The sequence below is a fragment of the Paenibacillus lupini genome, assembly GCF_011761355.1.
In the GTDB taxonomy this organism is placed as follows: Bacteria; Bacillota; Bacilli; order Paenibacillales; family Paenibacillaceae; genus Pristimantibacillus; species Pristimantibacillus lupini.
Genome location: NZ_JAASRW010000012.1, coordinates 54,682 through 70,004, shown reverse-complemented (window position 1 = coordinate 70,004; position 15,323 = coordinate 54,682). Strand labels below are relative to the sequence as shown.

Sequence of the window (15,323 nt, the reverse complement as noted above, 5' to 3'; positions counted from 1 at the left end):
CTAGACCCAGAAGACGGTAGAAGAGCTTGAACAGGAGATAGAGGTTCCAAAATATCTAGAGAAGGAAGAACTTAAGCTCTTTCTGGATACTGCCAAGGAATATGGTTTAGAAGGTGACTATGTCATTTTCTTGATTTTAGCATACACAGGCATTCGCGCTGGAGAGCTATGTGCACTGAAATGGCGGGATATCAACTTTACAGAACATACAATAAGCTTCACGAAGACGTATTACAACCCGACGAACAATACGAAAGAATATCATATCCTACCACCAAAAACGAAAACCTCGAAACGTGTCATCGACGTTGAGGATATTGTTATTAATGAGCTTGAGCGCCTGCGGGTAAACAGAACGCCATTAAGATGCGATACCGTAAGAGCTACCATGATCATGATTTTATATTCGCTAAATCCGATGAAAAGAATGCAGGCTACCCGGAGTACCTCAAGCAAATTCAACACCGAATGGCTAGGCTGCTGAAACAAGCTAAACTCAACCCTGAGCTAACGCCCCATTCCCTGCGCCATACACACACTTCATTGCTGGCTGAAGCAGGAGTAAGCTTAGAAACGATTATGGCGCGACTTGGCCATAAAGACGATGATACGACTAAGAACGTGTATTTGCACGTCACCAAACCAAAGAAAAAAGAGGCTTCCCATAAGTTCGGTGAACTCATGAAAAGCCTCTAATTTTCCGCCGATGTTACCCTTTAGTTACCCTCAGGATACCCCGACACCTTAAATCCCTTATAAATCAAGGGCTAAAGGCATTTATTACATCATGCCGCCCATACCGCCCATGCCGCCCATATCAGGCATAGCTGGAGCATTTTTCTCAGGTTTGTCAGCAACAACTGCTTCAGTTGTCAGGAACATAGCTGCTACGGAAGCTGCGTTTTGCAGAGCGGAACGAGTTACTTTAGCAGGGTCAACGATACCCGCTTCGAACATGTTCACCCATTCGCCAGTAGCGGCATTGTAACCAATACCAACTTTTTCGTTTTTCAGACGCTCAACGATTACGGAACCTTCTTGACCTGCGTTCGCAGCGATTGTGCGAAGCGGCTCTTCAAGGGAGCGTAATACGATGTTAACGCCAGTTTGCTCGTCGCCATTTGTTTGAACAGCTGCAACAGCTTTGTATACGTTGATCAGAGCAGTACCGCCACCAGATACGATACCTTCTTCAACCGCAGCGCGAGTCGAGTTCAGGGCATCTTCAATGCGGAGCTTACGCTCTTTCAGTTCTGTTTCAGTAGCCGCGCCGACTTTGATAACCGCTACGCCGCCAGCCAGTTTAGCCAGACGCTCTTGCAGTTTCTCACGGTCGAACTCGGAAGTTGTTTCTTCCAGTTGTACGCGGATTTGGTTAACACGAGCTTGGATGTCAGCAGGGTTGCCACTGCCATCAACAATGATCGTGTTTTCTTTTGTAATACGAACTTGGCGAGCGGAACCGAGTTGGTCCACAGATGCCGATTTCAGCTCAAGGCCGAGCTCTTCTGTAACAACTTGAGCGCCAGTCAGAGCAGCGATGTCAGCCAGCATTGCTTTGCGGCGGTCGCCGAAGCCTGGAGCTTTAACGCCTACGCAAGTGAATGTGCCGCGCAGTTTGTTCAGTACGAGCGTAGCTTGCGCTTCGCCTTCGATGTCTTCTGCGATGATCAGGAGCTGCTTGCCGGATTGAACAACTTTCTCCAGAACCGGAAGGATCTCTTGAATGTTCGAGATTTTTTTATCTGTGATCAGAATGTATGGATTGTCGAGGACAGCTTCCATTTTATCTGTGTCAGTGATCATGTATGGAGATACATAACCGCGGTCGAATTGCATACCTTCAACCACTTCAAGCTCCGTTACGAAGCCTTTCGATTCTTCAACGGTAATAACGCCGTCATTTCCAACTTTCTCCATTGCTTCTGCAATCAGTTGGCCAACTTCGTCGTCAGCAGACGAGATCGATGCAACTTGTGCGATCGATTGTTTGCCTTCGATTGGTTTAGCGATTGCTTTCAGTTCTTCAACTGCAGCTTTAACCGCTTTTTCGATACCTTTGCGGATAACCATAGGGTTAGCACCTGCAGTAACGTTTTTCAGACCTTCGCGAATCATCGCTTGAGCCAGAACTGTTGCTGTTGTAGTACCGTCGCCGGCAACATCGTTCGTTTTTGTAGCTACTTCTTTAACAAGTTGAGCACCCATGTTCTCGAATGCATCTTCCAGCTCGATTTCTTTCGCTATGGAAACACCGTCATTCGTGATGAGCGGGCTGCCGAATTTCTTCTCCAGTACCACGTTACGGCCTTTAGGACCAAGCGTTACTTTAACCGCATTTGCAAGTTGATCAACACCACGCAGCATTGCGCGGCGAGCTTCTTCGCTAAATTTAATTTCCTTTGCCATTACCAGTTACCTCCCAAAAAATATAATAAGTATCTTGCTTCTTGCCCTCTATGTTAAGAAACGGGCTTATCCAAAGATCGCGTGAATGTCGCTTTCCTTCATAATCAAATACTCTTTGCCTTCGTATTTGATTTCTGTTCCCGCATATTTAGAGAAAAGAACGCGGTCGCCGACTTGAACTTCAAGCGCAAGACGTTCGCCGTTTTTCACTGTACCGCTGCCTACTGCCACCACTTTACCTTCTTGCGGTTTTTCTTTAGCCGTATCCGGCAGAACGATGCCGCTGGCAGTCGTTTCTTCTTTTGCGATCGGTTCGATCAATACGCGTTCACCCAAAGGTCTGATCATTGAAAATAGCCTCCTTAAAAAATTTGTCGCTTATTGTTTTTTATTAGCACTCGTAACCTTGAAGTGCTAACAACCATTTTTATCATACTCATTTTCGGGCCTAATTTCAAGTGTCTGCAGTCATTTTTGCAGTTATTTAACAACCTCTCAATCATGCCTTCACCATTATAGCCCTAGCCAAAAGACGGCATACGCACAAATCGCGTATACCGTCTTCAATTACTGCTTTGCCATGATGCCGTTCATAATAAAAAATGTCAGTTCTTCGATTGTCGTCTCCAGACTATATGGCTCATCGCTTATTACGAACTGCCAATAGTCCGAGTTGCGATTAAATAACAACACACCTGCAATCGAGAATAAAGCGAAGTCAAGCGATCTAATCTCGAAGAGGCCTTGATCGCGGCCAACTTCCAGCCAGTGCCGCAGCGACTGCCAAATAGGCATGACATAATATTGAATTTTCTCAATGCGGGAAGTGTTCAGTAATATTTCATGCTGGATAATGTGAATAAGCTCTGGATCAGAATAGCGAAACCTGGTTACTTCCCTAATGACCAGCTTGACGCCTTCCATAGGCGGCAAGTTTTTGTCTACTTCGGCAAACTGATTGAATGGAAAAAAATGATCAAACAATGCAGCGAACATATTCTCTTTACCGCCAAAATGATACGAGATAAGAGCGACATTCGCCCCGCCCGCCGCCTCGCAAATTTGCCTTACTGTTGTCCCCTCGAAGCCTTGACTGGCAAACAGCTTTTTCGCCGCAAGCAATAGACGTGTTTTCACATCACTCTCATTCGTATTCATTCCGTGAAATCCCCCAGCTATACTATTTATTTTGATGCAATCGTTGCCTCAGACTGTCTGCTACTGCTTCTGCTTCCCTTCACTGCTACAGCAGCGGCACTAATTAGTACAGCAACCGCCGTAATTAAGAACAGGACTGCTGCTTCCTGGCCAACTCCAGGACCACCAAAGAGCAGATTCATATTCCCTTCCACCGCATAGGTTGCGGGCAGAACAGCACCTAAACCAACATAGAAATCTGACAACAGCTCACGCGGTACAATCGTTCCAGAGGACACCAATTGAGCCGACAGCAGCATAATATTGAACAGCATACCTGCCATTCCGAACAAGTACAGGAACATTTGCGAGACGAACATAAAGGTGAGCAAGAACAGCATTTCGAATAACCAAAGATGGATAAAGCCCTGCTCAATTTGCCCGCCTAGTGAATACAACAGCGTCGAGCCTACTAAAGATACAACAACTGCAGCAGCTATGTTAATGACACTTCTTGCAGCGAATCGTCTCCAACGGCTAACGCTTCCCTGGATCGCCATAGCCGATTGCTCCAGGTTCATCCCCATAATCATAGCTCCCACGTACGAAGCAAGCACCATCATCATCGGTACCATTTGATTATTCATGCCGTGAATGGCATTTGTCGATTGAATATCCGCAGTCACTCTTTCAGCCAGGCTTTGTGCTGTTGAAGCGGCCTGCTCCTCCGGCATCTGGGTTGCCTCTCCAAGCGTTGCTGTGACACCCGCTGCAACAGCTTGCTTGTTAACCTCAGCCGTAACCTGTTCCGCAACCCCACTCATCATACTTTTAATTAAAGCAGGGTTCGACTCATTAATCCAATATTGAATATTGGCGTGTCCGTCCGGAGATGCCGTTTTCTGTGAGAAATCCTCCGGCATATAAATAACCATCTGCAGCTTTCGCGCATCTAGCTGATTCTTCGCCTCTTCGAGATTATCGATCTGTGACATCTTGAATGGTAGTTCCTTCATAAGATTAGATGCAACCTGTTCTCCAAGCTGCCCATCCTTGTTAACAATTGCGATATGCAGTTGAGTTGTACGATCTGTAACCCCGTCATACCCTGTCATCCAAATCAGAGAAAATACAATTTGGAACGTTAAAGCTGTAATGATCCCAACCCATGTCGTCGGACGCTTCATAAAAGCCTGTAGTGCCTGTTTCAAATTCTCCACTCCTCTATCTCTCTTGTCTGTTAAACATTTGTTTAAAACATCTGTTTAAACAATAGCAGGACCTTTGCCCCCTGTCAACCGACACTACATATATGTTTAAGAATAGATAAAACGAGTGTACTAACTAGAAAAGCATAAAAGGAGAGATGTTTATGTCTAGTCATCCATCTACAAAACGTATTGAAGGAAAAGTCGCGTTCATTACAGGCGCGGGTTCTGGAATCGGACGAGCTGCCGCAATCCGGTTTGCCCAGGAAGGAGCCCATCTTGTGCTGATCGACAGAGACCAACAAACGCTCAATGTCATCGGGCAAGAGGCCAAGTCCTTTGGGGCTAAGCACATAACTGTTGAAGCGGATATTTCCGACGAACAGTCGATAGCCGATGCATACCGCAAGACAATCTCCGAGTTTGGACAGCTTGATATTGTTTTTGCCAATGCAGGCATTAACGGCACACTATCTCCCATCGAGTACATGGGCAAGGAAGAATGGGAAGCGACGATTGGTGTGAACCTGACCGGCTCGTTCCTGACAGTGAAACATGCTATTCCGCACATGAAAGAGAAAGGCGGAAGCATTATCATTACCAGCTCCATCAACGGTAATCGTGTCTTCTCCAACATTGGGTTCAGTGCATACAGCAGCTCCAAGGCTGGAGAGACAGCCTTTTCTCGCATGGCTGCACTGGAATTGGCGGAATACGGTATTCGCGTGAATACCATATGCCCAGGCGCCATCTCCACTAATATCGACAAGTCCAGCAAGCCCCAGCCTGAGCTGGAGGAGGTGCTCATACCTGTTGAGTTCCCGGAAGGGGATCATCCGCTTGAGAACGGGCCGGGAAAACCCGAGCAGGTCGCCAGCCTTGTACTGTTTCTAGCATCGGACGAAGCCAGCCATATTACAGGAACTTCGGTTTATATCGATGGAGCGGAGTCACTCCTCCGCGGCTAGAAGTACTTTTACAAACGCGTATAGAGAAAAAAGGAGCTGAACCCGTGTGCAATTAGAGAGCATCTACCATACCCCTAACCATAGATGGGCCTACGCCTATAATTCGGAAACCTTCCATCTGCGACTCAAAACCAAACGTGACGATGTTGAGCGGGTTTACGCCATTGCAGGAGATAAATATGATTGGGATCATCATTGCCAAGAGGTCGAAATGGAAAAGATCGCGGCAGACCGCCTGCATGACTATTGGGAAGCTGTTATACGGCCGGAATTCAAGCGTTTCAGCTACGGCTTTCGGCTGCAAAGCGGCGATGAAACGATATGGCTGACGGAAGACGGCTTCTCGTCAGAGCAGCCGGTACCAGCTGGCGGTTATTTTGAAGCACCTTATATTCACGCTATCGACCTGTTTGAAGCGCCAGAGTGGGCAAAGGCAGCCATTTTCTATCAGATCTTTCCTGACCGCTTCGAGAACGGAGATCGGTCGAACGATCCTGAAGGCACGTCGCCTTGGGGAGAACAACCAGAGGGAGAGTCTTTTTTCGGAGGCGATCTTCAGGGGATTATTAATCGCATTGGCCACTTGAATGAGCTGGGCGTAAACGCCGTCTATTTGACTCCAATCTTCCGCTCTCCCTCCAACCATAAATATGACACTATTGAATACCGCGAGGTCGATCCACAGTTTGGAGATAAGGAGCTGCTGAAGAAGCTGGTACAAACCTGTCATGACAACGGCATCCGTGTCATCCTTGACGCTGTCTTCAACCATTCGAGTGAGCAGTTCCCGCCGTTTCAAGACGTGCTGAAGAATGGAGAGAAATCGGAATATAAGGACTGGTTCCATTTAAATGGCTTTCCAGTTGAGGTGCAGGATGGTGTAGCCAACTATGACACCTTTGGCTTTTATGGCAATATGCCAAAGCTGAATACTGCCAATCCGGATGTAAAACAGTACCTAATCGACACTGCGATAGACTGGATGAAAGAAACCGGTATCGATGGCTGGAGGCTTGATGTTGCTAACGAAGTCGACCATCACTTCTGGCGTGATTACCGTAAAGCGGTCAAGGAATGTAATAAGGATGCTTTTATCGTGGGGGAAGTATGGAGCGATTCCCTTCCCTGGCTGCTAGGCGACCAATTCGATTCGGTCATGAACTATCCGTTTACGCAGATTGTACTCAGCTTTTTCGCCGACAGGACAATCTCGTCAGCCCGCTTCGCAGAGGAAATGAACCGGCTGCTGATGCGCTATCCGCAGCAGACGAACGAAACATTATTCAATCTGCTGTCGAGCCATGACATTCCAAGAGTCATGACCCGCTGCAATGGAGATACGGGAAGGCTGAAGCAGGCGGTTGTCTATATGATGACGTCGATGGGATTACCCTGCGTTTATTACGGCGATGAATTTGGTTTGGAAGGTGGAGAAGATCCAGACTGCCGCAAATGTATGGTCTGGAATGAGGAAGATCAGAACAGGGAGCTCTTTGATTTCTATAAGCTGCTTATCGCACTCAGGAAGGAACGAGCCGCCCTCCGCAGCGGCCGGTACCGCGTATTGTCAGCAGAAGAAGATGGCGGCTCGCTTATTTATGAACGGCTGGATGGCAAAGAGCATTTTACAATATGGATGAATCGATCAGATGAGTCTGCCGAGTTGTCTCACCCGATGAACGACGGCGGCTGGCGCGATGCGCTGAGTGAAGAACAAGTGGACATCCAGGATGGCAAGCTGGTTATTCAGCTGGAGCCAAACGGCTACCGGATTCTATGGCGTAAGATCGAGTAGTGAAGAAACAGCAAAAGGCGGTGCCGGATTTGTCCGGTACCGCCTTAGTCATTACTTAAGCTCTTCATACAATCCCTGGTACTGCTGCGCTGATCGGCTCCAGCTATAATCGCCTTGCAAAGCATTTGCCACAAGCTTATGACGTACTTCCTGGTTCCTCCATAAGGATAAAGCCCTTCGAACTGTATACAGCATGTCCCAGCTATTGTAAGGTGCAAAGGAGAAGCCGTTGCCCTCCCCTGTCCATTCATTGTAGCTTTGTACAGTATCCCGCAGACCTCCCGTCTCCCGGACAATGGGCAGGCAGCCATAGCGCAGCGCCAGCAATTGACTGATACCGCATGGCTCGAATTGTGAGGGCATAAGAAACAGGTCTGAGCCAGCATAAATCCGCCGAGCCAAGCCATCATTAAAACCAATATAAGAAACGACCCTTCCTTTATAACGGTGCTCCGCCTCGCGGAACAGATGCTCGAGATGTGGATCACCTGTTCCAAGCAGCGCCAGTTGAACATTCTCGGTATACATCAGTTCGTCCAGCCGCTCCAGCACAAGGGGAAGCCCTTTTTGCCCAGTCAGCCGGCCAACCATCCCGATCAGCGGAACTTCTACGTCTTCACGCAGACCCAGCTCCCACTGCAGTGTTGTTTTACAGACGATTTTGGTTTCGAACGCAGTGGCTGAATATCGAGCGGGAAGATGTGAATCGGCTGCTGGATCATATAAGACATCATAGATGCCGTTAACGATACCAATCAAGCTGCTGCCCCGGCTGCGGAGTGTATTTTCCATTCCACATCCGTATTCTGGCGTCCCTATCTCCGTAGCATAAGACGGACTGACCGTCGTGACACGATCAGACAGCTGAATACCGGCTTTCATAAAACTGACCGATCCGTGAAACTCAACATGATCATAGGTCATATAATGAGGCGGCAGTCCAAACCAATCTCCAAGTACATGCGGAGGATAATTGCCTTGATATTGCAAATTATGAATGGTAAACACCGTCTTGATGCCCGCATATTCCTGCCGCCAGCTGTAATAATGGCGCAGCAGCGCCGGGATCATACCGGTATGCCAATCATGTCCGTGGATGATATCCGGCCAAAACCCTATTGCCGAGAGGGACTCAAGCGCAGCTCGGCACAAGAAGGCGAAACGCTCCCCGTCATCATCGTGCCCGTAGGCAGAGCCCCTTTTGAAATACTGCTCATTGTCCAAAAAATAATAAGTAACTCCGTCATACTCGAGCTCCTTAATTCCGCAATAGGCGTTACGCCAGCCGACCGGAACACGGATACTCGCAATCTCCTTCATTCCGGAACGGTAACGATCTGGAATAGAGTCGTACAGCGGCAGCATAACCCGCGCGTCAATTCCCAACGGCTTAAGCGCGGCAGGTAAGGCGCCCATTACATCGCCTAATCCCCCTGTCTTCAGAAACGGGACACATTCTGCCCCTACGAACAATACCTTCAACGCAATTCCCTCCTGTTAGCGATCCTCTCTCGACGGTTTCCATGCTTGCCGGGAAGCATCAGGCCAACCTCATCGCGCAAGTTTTGCGGTTCCTTTTTCTTACGGACAGCAGCTCGTGCCTCCTTCTCCCGTTTCAAAATAACGATGGACAGCGGGGGCAGAGGGAGCACTATACTATTTTTTCGGCCATGCCAGACGACTGGCTCTGATCGCAGAACCGTCCCTTCCGAGGCAGATGACTCCATATAATCAAAGCCGCCGTATCTGGTGCTGTCACTGTTCAGCAAAATTTTGTATCCGCCTTGGCTCGGAACCCCAATCCTATAGTGGGCATGGGCATGCGTTTGGAAGTTGCAGATGGCAATTAGCGATTCGCCTTTCGCCTTGCCTTTTCTCCTATACACGATAACGCTTTGCTCTTCATCCTGGAGGTCAATCCACTCAAAGCCCCCCGGATGAGAATCCAGCTGCCATAATGAACGTTGTTCCAAATATAGGTGGTTCATGGTGCGCACAAAGCTGTGCAGCCTCCGATGCTGCTCATATTCAAGCAGCAGCCAGTCCAGTCCTGCCTCGTCACGCCATTCAATAAACTGACCAAATTCGCCGCCCATAAACAGCAGCTTTTTGCCCGGATGTGTCATCATGTAGCCCAGCAGCAGCCGAAGTCCCGCAAACTTCTCTTCGTAGCTCCCAGGCATTTTATCAAGCAATGACTTTTTCCCGTGTACAACCTCATCATGGGACAGCGGCAGAGTATACCGTTCATCAAAGGCATACCAGATCGGAAACGTCAGCAGGCTATGCCCGGCGCTTCTATCCTCCGGCAATTGGGAAATGTATTTGAGCGTATCATTCATCCAGCCCATATTCCATTTGTGGGTAAAGCCCAGCCCACCCTGTTCCACCGGAGCAGTAACACCGGGAAATGCATGAGATTCCTCCGCCATCATAAGCGCATGTGGAAACCGCGTCAGCACCGCTGTATTTAACTGTCTCAAAAAGGCTGATGCCTCCAGATTCTCTCTCCCGCCGTGCCGATTCGGCCGCCATTTTCCGCCTGGTCTGTCGAAGTCCCGGAAAAGCATACTTGATACCGCATCCACCCTTATTCCATCAATATGGTACATTTCCATCCAGAATAAGGCATTAGAAATAAGAAAACCGCGTACCTCCGGTTTCTCATAGTCGAAGGAGAGGGTGCCCCACTGCTCCTTCTCCGCAATTAACGGATCGGCGGGCTCATAAAGTGGGCTTCCGTCAAAGAGACGAAGTCCATGCGCATCCTTGGCAAAATGACCGGGAACCCAGTCTAAAATAACGCCAAGCCCGTGACTGTGACATCGATCTACAAAAGCCATCAGCTGATGCGGCTCGCCGTATCGGCTTGTTGCAGCAAAATACCCAGTCCCTTGATACCCCCAGGAACGATCATAAGGATGCTCCACAAGGGGCATCAGCTCGATATGGGTATAACCCATCTCAGCCACATAAGCGGGCAGCTCTTCTGCTAACTCCTCATACGTATACAGCCTTCCATCCTGATGCTGTCTCCAGGTACCGGCGTGAACTTCATAAATATTAAGAGGCCTGTCATGCGGCGGCTTACGGCTGCGAAGCCAGCTCTTATCCTGCCATTCATAACCTTCCAAAGAGCAGATTATCGAAGCTGTATGAGGCCGTACCTCCGCTGCAAAAGCATAGGGGTCAGCCTTCAGCTGTCTCTCCCCACCTTGCGTCTCTATATCGTATTTGTACAAATCACCTTCACTATAGCCTGCCAGAAAGACGCTCCATAGACCAGACAATTCGATCTTTTGCAGTTCATAGCCAACTTCGCGAAAGCCGTCCCAACCGTTGTGATCGGAGGCAACAGCAATTCGGCGGGCATTAGGCGCCCACACTGTAAAACGGGTTCCTATCTGTCCCGCCTCTTTAGTCGGATGAGCCCCCATCTTGCGATAGCTATCCATCCATGTGCCTTCATGAAAATGATAAATGTCCTGAGAGCTGAGCTCAGTGCTTCGTTTCAATGTGTCCAACCTCCTAAAAAGAATTACCACGTGTTCTTTGTGATAATTCTTAACTTCGTAAGCATTCGCTTAAAGAATTGCCACGTGCCTTTGGAGGCAATTCTTACTTCGTAAGCATTCGCTTAAAGAATGATCACGTGTTCTTCGTGATAATTCTTACTTCGTGAGCATTCGCTAAAGAATTGCCTCGTAAGCATTTGCCTTTGAACCAAAACACAACTAAGAGTGTTTATTACCCGCAGAAAGCTATATTGAAACAGCTGTTTCAGACGAGGGGCTTTACGTGTAAGCAATTGTTACCAAGGCATCGGATGACGCCAACAAACCTATATGAGAAAGTTTGGAGGAATATAAAATGACACAAATGGATTGCATGGCCATGCTGCTTGCTGGCGGCGAGGGCAAAAGACTAGCACCGCTCACTAGTGCGTTAGCTAAACCGGTTGTACCGTTCGGCGATCGGTATCGTATGATCGACTTCCCGCTTAGCAACTGTATGAATTCGGGCATTCGCCGGATCGGTGTTCTGACCCAGTATTGCGAGAACACGGTTCATAGTTATATAGGCAACGGGAATGCCTGGCTGAACGCTATACCTACCAAGCATCTTGGGGAAATTGCGCTGCTGCCAGCCTCCGAAGCCTCGCCAGGAGGCGTCTATGAAGGGACTGCAGATGCGATTTTTCGCAATATTTCCTATATCCAGCAACACAATCCGGAACATGTCCTTATCTTATCCGGCGATCATATTTACAAGATGGATTATCGCCCGATGCTTGAGACGCATATCCAAAGCGGCGCAGCTGCTACAATTGCGGTCAAGCGGGTACCTTGGCATGAAGCAAGCCGCTTCGGTATTTTGAATACAAATGAGGATTACAGCGTAGTTGAATTTGAGGAAAAACCGGCTAATCCGAGCAGTAACCTGGCGTCCATGGGCATTTATATTTTCCGTACAGATAAGCTGATAGAAGCGCTCATGAAAGACGCTGCCATTCAGGCTTCAAGCCATGATTTCGGCAAGGACATTATTCCGATGCTGCTGCAGGAACAAGAGCAACTAACCGCATATCCATACGAAGGTTATTGGCGTGATGTTGGCACAGTCGACAGCTTGTGGGAAGCTCAGATGGAGCTGATTAACGGCACACTCCAGCTCTCTGAGCCTGATTGGCCGCTATATTCCAACTATGCACGAAACTCAATTCGACCCTATATTCGCAATGAAGCAGCACAACGTGACTGCATCATCCATGGCAATTGCCGGATGGAAGGCAGTGCACAACGCTCGATTATAAGCGCCGGCACAGATATCGGTAAGGGCAGCCTCGTGTATGAGAGTATCATTATGCCCGGCGCACGGATTGGACGCCAGGTCCGCATTCATAAAGCGATTATTGGGGAAAACGCCGTTATTGAGGACGGGGCTGTCATTGGCGCTCCCCAAGCAGAGCAAATAACCGTAGTTGGTCCCGGCGAACGTGTCACCGCTGAACGCAAGACAGCGTCTGCAAGCCGCGACACACTAGCTGCGCTTCTGGCCGGAACCGGCCGTCGCGACCGCGAGCTGTACAAAGGCAAGGTATTTGGGTATTAAGCTTAATCATCAAACAAAAAAACCTTGGATCATAATCCAAGGTTTTTTATGCGTATCTCTACCTGCTATATTATTGCCCCGCCCACTCGGCTTCACGCTTTGCGGCAGCAGCAAGCTGTTTCCTATACACAGTGCCCGATAACAGCACACTTATTTCATACAAAATAATGAGCGGAATCGCAACCAAGCTATCGGATACAAAGTCCGGCGGCGTCACGACAACACCAATGAGAATCATAAGGAAGTAAGCAAGTCTTCTCATTTTACGAAGCCGGGTAGGATTCAGAATTCGGATAGCAGTCAGAAACATGATGACGAGCGGCAGCTCGAACAGTAAGGAAATAGGAATCAGAATATTAAACATAAACGAAAAATATTGTGTAATTCCGATCGTTTCTTCCAGATTCAAGTTTCCAGCTATTTTACGTGTAAAATGAAAGGCGAGTGGGAAAACAACAAAATAGGAAAACGCCAAACCAATCAAAAACATAATTAAAGCTAATGGTATGTATTTCAGTGTTGCACGTTGTTCATTCGGCTTAAGTGCAGGCTTCACAAATGCCCACAACTGATAAGCCGTAACTGGAATCGTTAATAGAAGGGCAATTACAAATGCGAACTTCATATAAATACCGATACCATCCCACAAAGAGAAAGCATGAAGCTGCAAACCTCTCGCAGGCTCTTGCTCCATTAAGAAGTTATAAGCCGGTTCGGCGATAACCAGTCCAATTATGAGGCCTACTACGATAACGATCAGCATGTAAAAAACACGCTTCCGCAGTTCGCCAAGATGCTCAAACAGCGGCATTAAACCTTCTTCCCGAATTCGAGCTCGATCGAACGGCTGACCGGAAGCTTCGTTTTGCGATGTGCTCACCTATAGTGGCCCCCTTTCAGCAAAAAAGCGGGCCCGGTTAGTCCGGAAGCCGCTTATTATCCGATTCAATATTTTCAGTCCGATTTACTTCAACACGTTTGTTATCCTTATCATCATCCATCATATCTCTTGCTCCTGCTTTAAACTCCTTCAGCGTGCGGCCGAATGCGCGCCCCAGCTCAGGCAGCTTGTTTGGTCCAAACAGCAGCAAAGCGACAAGTGCGAGTAAAATAAATCCTGTTGCGCCTATACCTGACATCGTTCATCTTCCTCCTCATCATTATACGCTTTATGTAACTAACCGTTGTTCAAACCGCCATATCCCATACGGACAATGTCTTCTCTCACGATAGTCTGACCAGCTAATATACGAGGCAGCAGTACATCGAAGGAAGTATACGGATCATGCATAACGCAGCCTGGCAATCCCATAATCGGCACGTCGTTCAAATATCCCATCAGCAGCATCGAGCCTGGCAGCATTGGTGTACCATAACTTACGATATCTGCCCCAGATGCTTTGATAGCACCAGGTGTGCGGTCATCTGGATCTACCGACATTCCGCCAGTCACTAGTATCATATCATAACGTTGCTCTAGCAAATAGTGTATTTCCTTGACAATTATTTGTCGGTCATCTGGAGCGAACCGCTGCTCTACGACTTCAGAACCAAAGGCTTCAAGCTTTGCCCGAACGGCTGGTCCAAACTTATCCTGAATCCGGCCCGAGAATACTTCTCCACCCGTTGTCAGCAGCCCAACCCGGAATCTCCGGAACGGGAGCACTCTTAATGGAGCAAGTCCTTGTCGAGTGTCTCTATATTCAGCTACAAGCCTCTCTACCTCTTCGACTTTCGCTTTCGGAACGGTAAGTGGAATCACTCTTGTTGCAGCAAGAGGCCTTCCTTCCTGAACGACAGAATGTGTCTTCACCGTCGCCAGCGCAATCTCCCCAAGATTATTAATTGCCTCTACAATAACTGGATCTACCTGTGCAAGACCAAGCATTTGAGACTTCAAGCTGACCTTGCCTTCATGCGGCTCAGATAACGTCAAGCCTTCGCCAGTAAGTGCAATAGCCATTCGTTTTGCTGCATCATCCTCATGAAGCTCATCATCTCCGAGCTCCATAATATAGATATGCTCTTTACCGATATCCAGCAGGCTAGGTATATCCGCTTCCGTGATGACATGTCCTTTTGTAAATAATCGGCCTTTAAACTCTCCCGGTATGATGCGGGTAAGATCATGAGCAAGTCTAAGACCAATGGCTTCATGCACCGGGACTTCTTTTAGAATCGTATGCGCTCTGCTCATTCGTGATCTCCATGTGTGCCGGAAACAATCTCCAAAGCATGCGGCAGTTGATCCATAATGGCCATCAAGCCCTCATGTACACCTTTGGGACTACCCGGCAAATTAATGATAAGCGCTTGACCGCGAATACCGCATACGCCTCTGGACAACATCGCCCTGCGAGTTTTCTTAAGCGCCCCAATCCGCATTGCTTCCGCTATACCAGGCACAAGACGATCCACTACCTTTAACGTTGCCTCCGGAGTTACATCTCTTGGTGCCAGCCCCGTTCCGCCTGTGGTCAGAACGAGATCAGCCTGATAATACTCGGTCATTTCGATCATTGCCGCAATTATCTCATCCTGCTCGTCTGGCACAATTCGATAATCAACAATTTCTCCGCCTAATTCTTCTTCTACCAATTCACGAATGACTTGTGCGCTTGTATCTTCGCGTTCTCCGCGTGAGCCCTTATCACTTGCCGTCAATATCGCTACTTTCCACCGCATCTATTATTC

General features: G+C 48.2%; 15 protein-coding genes. 5 read left to right on the top strand and 10 right to left on the bottom strand.

Features of this window, described 5'->3' with window-relative positions; genetic code table 11:
* The first annotated feature begins 37 nt into the window (after positions 1 to 37).
* The gene (locus FHS17_RS30770) at positions 38 to 484 is read left to right on the top strand and encodes a site-specific integrase (protein ID WP_341805936.1); all 447 of its coding nucleotides are present in this window, start codon (positions 38 to 40) and stop codon (positions 482 to 484) included.
* Positions 367 to 696 (top strand): tyrosine-type recombinase/integrase, encoded by a 330-nt coding sequence (locus tag FHS17_RS30765; protein ID WP_243865585.1) that lies wholly within the window; start codon positions 367 to 369, stop codon positions 694 to 696. Before FHS17_RS30770 ends, FHS17_RS30765 begins: the two co-directional genes overlap by 118 nt.
* An 84-nt stretch (positions 697 to 780) precedes the next feature.
* On the opposite strand, the gene groL is transcribed toward FHS17_RS30765, so the two are convergent.
* The 4 genes from groL to FHS17_RS28330 form a co-directional block, all read right to left on the bottom strand.
* Positions 781 to 2,409 carry a chaperonin GroEL gene (gene groL, locus FHS17_RS28345; protein WP_167282521.1) on the bottom strand — a complete coding sequence of 543 codons (1,629 nt, stop codon included), beginning with the start codon at positions 2,407 to 2,409 and terminating at the stop codon, positions 781 to 783.
* A gap of 66 nt (positions 2,410 to 2,475) precedes the next feature.
* On the bottom strand, positions 2,476 to 2,757 hold the full coding sequence (gene groES, locus FHS17_RS28340) for a co-chaperone GroES (protein ID WP_167282519.1): 282 nt from the start codon (positions 2,755 to 2,757) through the stop codon (positions 2,476 to 2,478).
* Between the two features lie 219 nt (positions 2,758 to 2,976).
* Positions 2,977 to 3,567 carry a TetR family transcriptional regulator gene (locus FHS17_RS28335; protein ID WP_167282517.1) on the bottom strand — a complete coding sequence of 197 codons (591 nt, stop codon included), beginning with the start codon at positions 3,565 to 3,567 and terminating at the stop codon, positions 2,977 to 2,979.
* Positions 3,568 to 3,593: 26 nt separating this feature from the next.
* Positions 3,594 to 4,766 (bottom strand): YhgE/Pip domain-containing protein, encoded by a 1,173-nt coding sequence (locus FHS17_RS28330; RefSeq protein WP_341805930.1) that lies wholly within the window; start codon positions 4,764 to 4,766, stop codon positions 3,594 to 3,596.
* A gap of 152 nt (positions 4,767 to 4,918) precedes the next feature.
* Between FHS17_RS28330 and FHS17_RS28325 the strand changes: the two genes are divergently transcribed.
* Together FHS17_RS28325 and FHS17_RS28320 are read left to right on the top strand one after the other, a co-directional pair.
* Positions 4,919 to 5,722, top strand: coding sequence for an SDR family oxidoreductase (locus FHS17_RS28325; protein WP_167282513.1), 804 nt, complete (start codon positions 4,919 to 4,921; stop codon positions 5,720 to 5,722).
* Positions 5,723 to 5,768: 46 nt separating this feature from the next.
* Positions 5,769 to 7,517 carry an alpha amylase N-terminal ig-like domain-containing protein gene (locus FHS17_RS28320; protein ID WP_167282511.1) on the top strand — a complete coding sequence of 583 codons (1,749 nt, stop codon included), beginning with the start codon at positions 5,769 to 5,771 and terminating at the stop codon, positions 7,515 to 7,517.
* A gap of 51 nt (positions 7,518 to 7,568) precedes the next feature.
* Here the strand turns inward: FHS17_RS28320 and glgA are convergent, their stop codons facing one another.
* On the bottom strand, positions 7,569 to 8,999 hold the full coding sequence (glgA, locus tag FHS17_RS28315) for a glycogen synthase GlgA (protein WP_167282509.1): 1,431 nt from the start codon (positions 8,997 to 8,999) through the stop codon (positions 7,569 to 7,571).
* Positions 8,996 to 11,032 carry a 1,4-alpha-glucan branching protein GlgB gene (gene glgB, locus FHS17_RS28310; RefSeq protein WP_167282507.1) on the bottom strand — a complete coding sequence of 679 codons (2,037 nt, stop codon included), beginning with the start codon at positions 11,030 to 11,032 and terminating at the stop codon, positions 8,996 to 8,998. The genes glgA and glgB overlap by 4 nt, the downstream gene beginning before the upstream one ends.
* A gap of 355 nt (positions 11,033 to 11,387) precedes the next feature.
* Here glgB and FHS17_RS28305 point away from each other — a divergent pair, with 355 nt between their 5' ends.
* Positions 11,388 to 12,629, top strand: a complete 1,242-nt coding sequence (locus tag FHS17_RS28305; RefSeq protein ID WP_167282506.1) for a glucose-1-phosphate adenylyltransferase — start codon at positions 11,388 to 11,390, stop codon at positions 12,627 to 12,629.
* A 70-nt stretch (positions 12,630 to 12,699) separates the two neighbouring features.
* Here FHS17_RS28305 and tatC read toward each other — a convergent pair whose 3' ends face one another.
* From tatC to FHS17_RS28285, 4 genes are all read right to left on the bottom strand, one after another.
* The gene (tatC, locus tag FHS17_RS28300) at positions 12,700 to 13,440 is read right to left on the bottom strand and encodes a twin-arginine translocase subunit TatC (RefSeq protein ID WP_167282646.1); all 741 of its coding nucleotides are present in this window, start codon (positions 13,438 to 13,440) and stop codon (positions 12,700 to 12,702) included.
* Positions 13,441 to 13,546: 106 nt separating this feature from the next.
* Entirely contained in the window at positions 13,547 to 13,768 is a 222-nt protein-coding gene (tatA, locus tag FHS17_RS28295) for a twin-arginine translocase TatA/TatE family subunit (RefSeq protein WP_167282505.1), read from the bottom strand.
* Between the two features lie 38 nt (positions 13,769 to 13,806).
* Positions 13,807 to 14,826 (bottom strand): molybdopterin-binding protein, encoded by a 1,020-nt coding sequence (locus FHS17_RS28290; RefSeq protein ID WP_167282504.1) that lies wholly within the window; start codon positions 14,824 to 14,826, stop codon positions 13,807 to 13,809.
* Entirely contained in the window at positions 14,823 to 15,314 is a 492-nt protein-coding gene (locus FHS17_RS28285) for a MogA/MoaB family molybdenum cofactor biosynthesis protein (RefSeq protein WP_167282503.1), read from the bottom strand. The genes FHS17_RS28290 and FHS17_RS28285 overlap by 4 nt, the downstream gene beginning before the upstream one ends.
* Positions 15,315 to 15,323 lie beyond the last annotated feature (9 nt).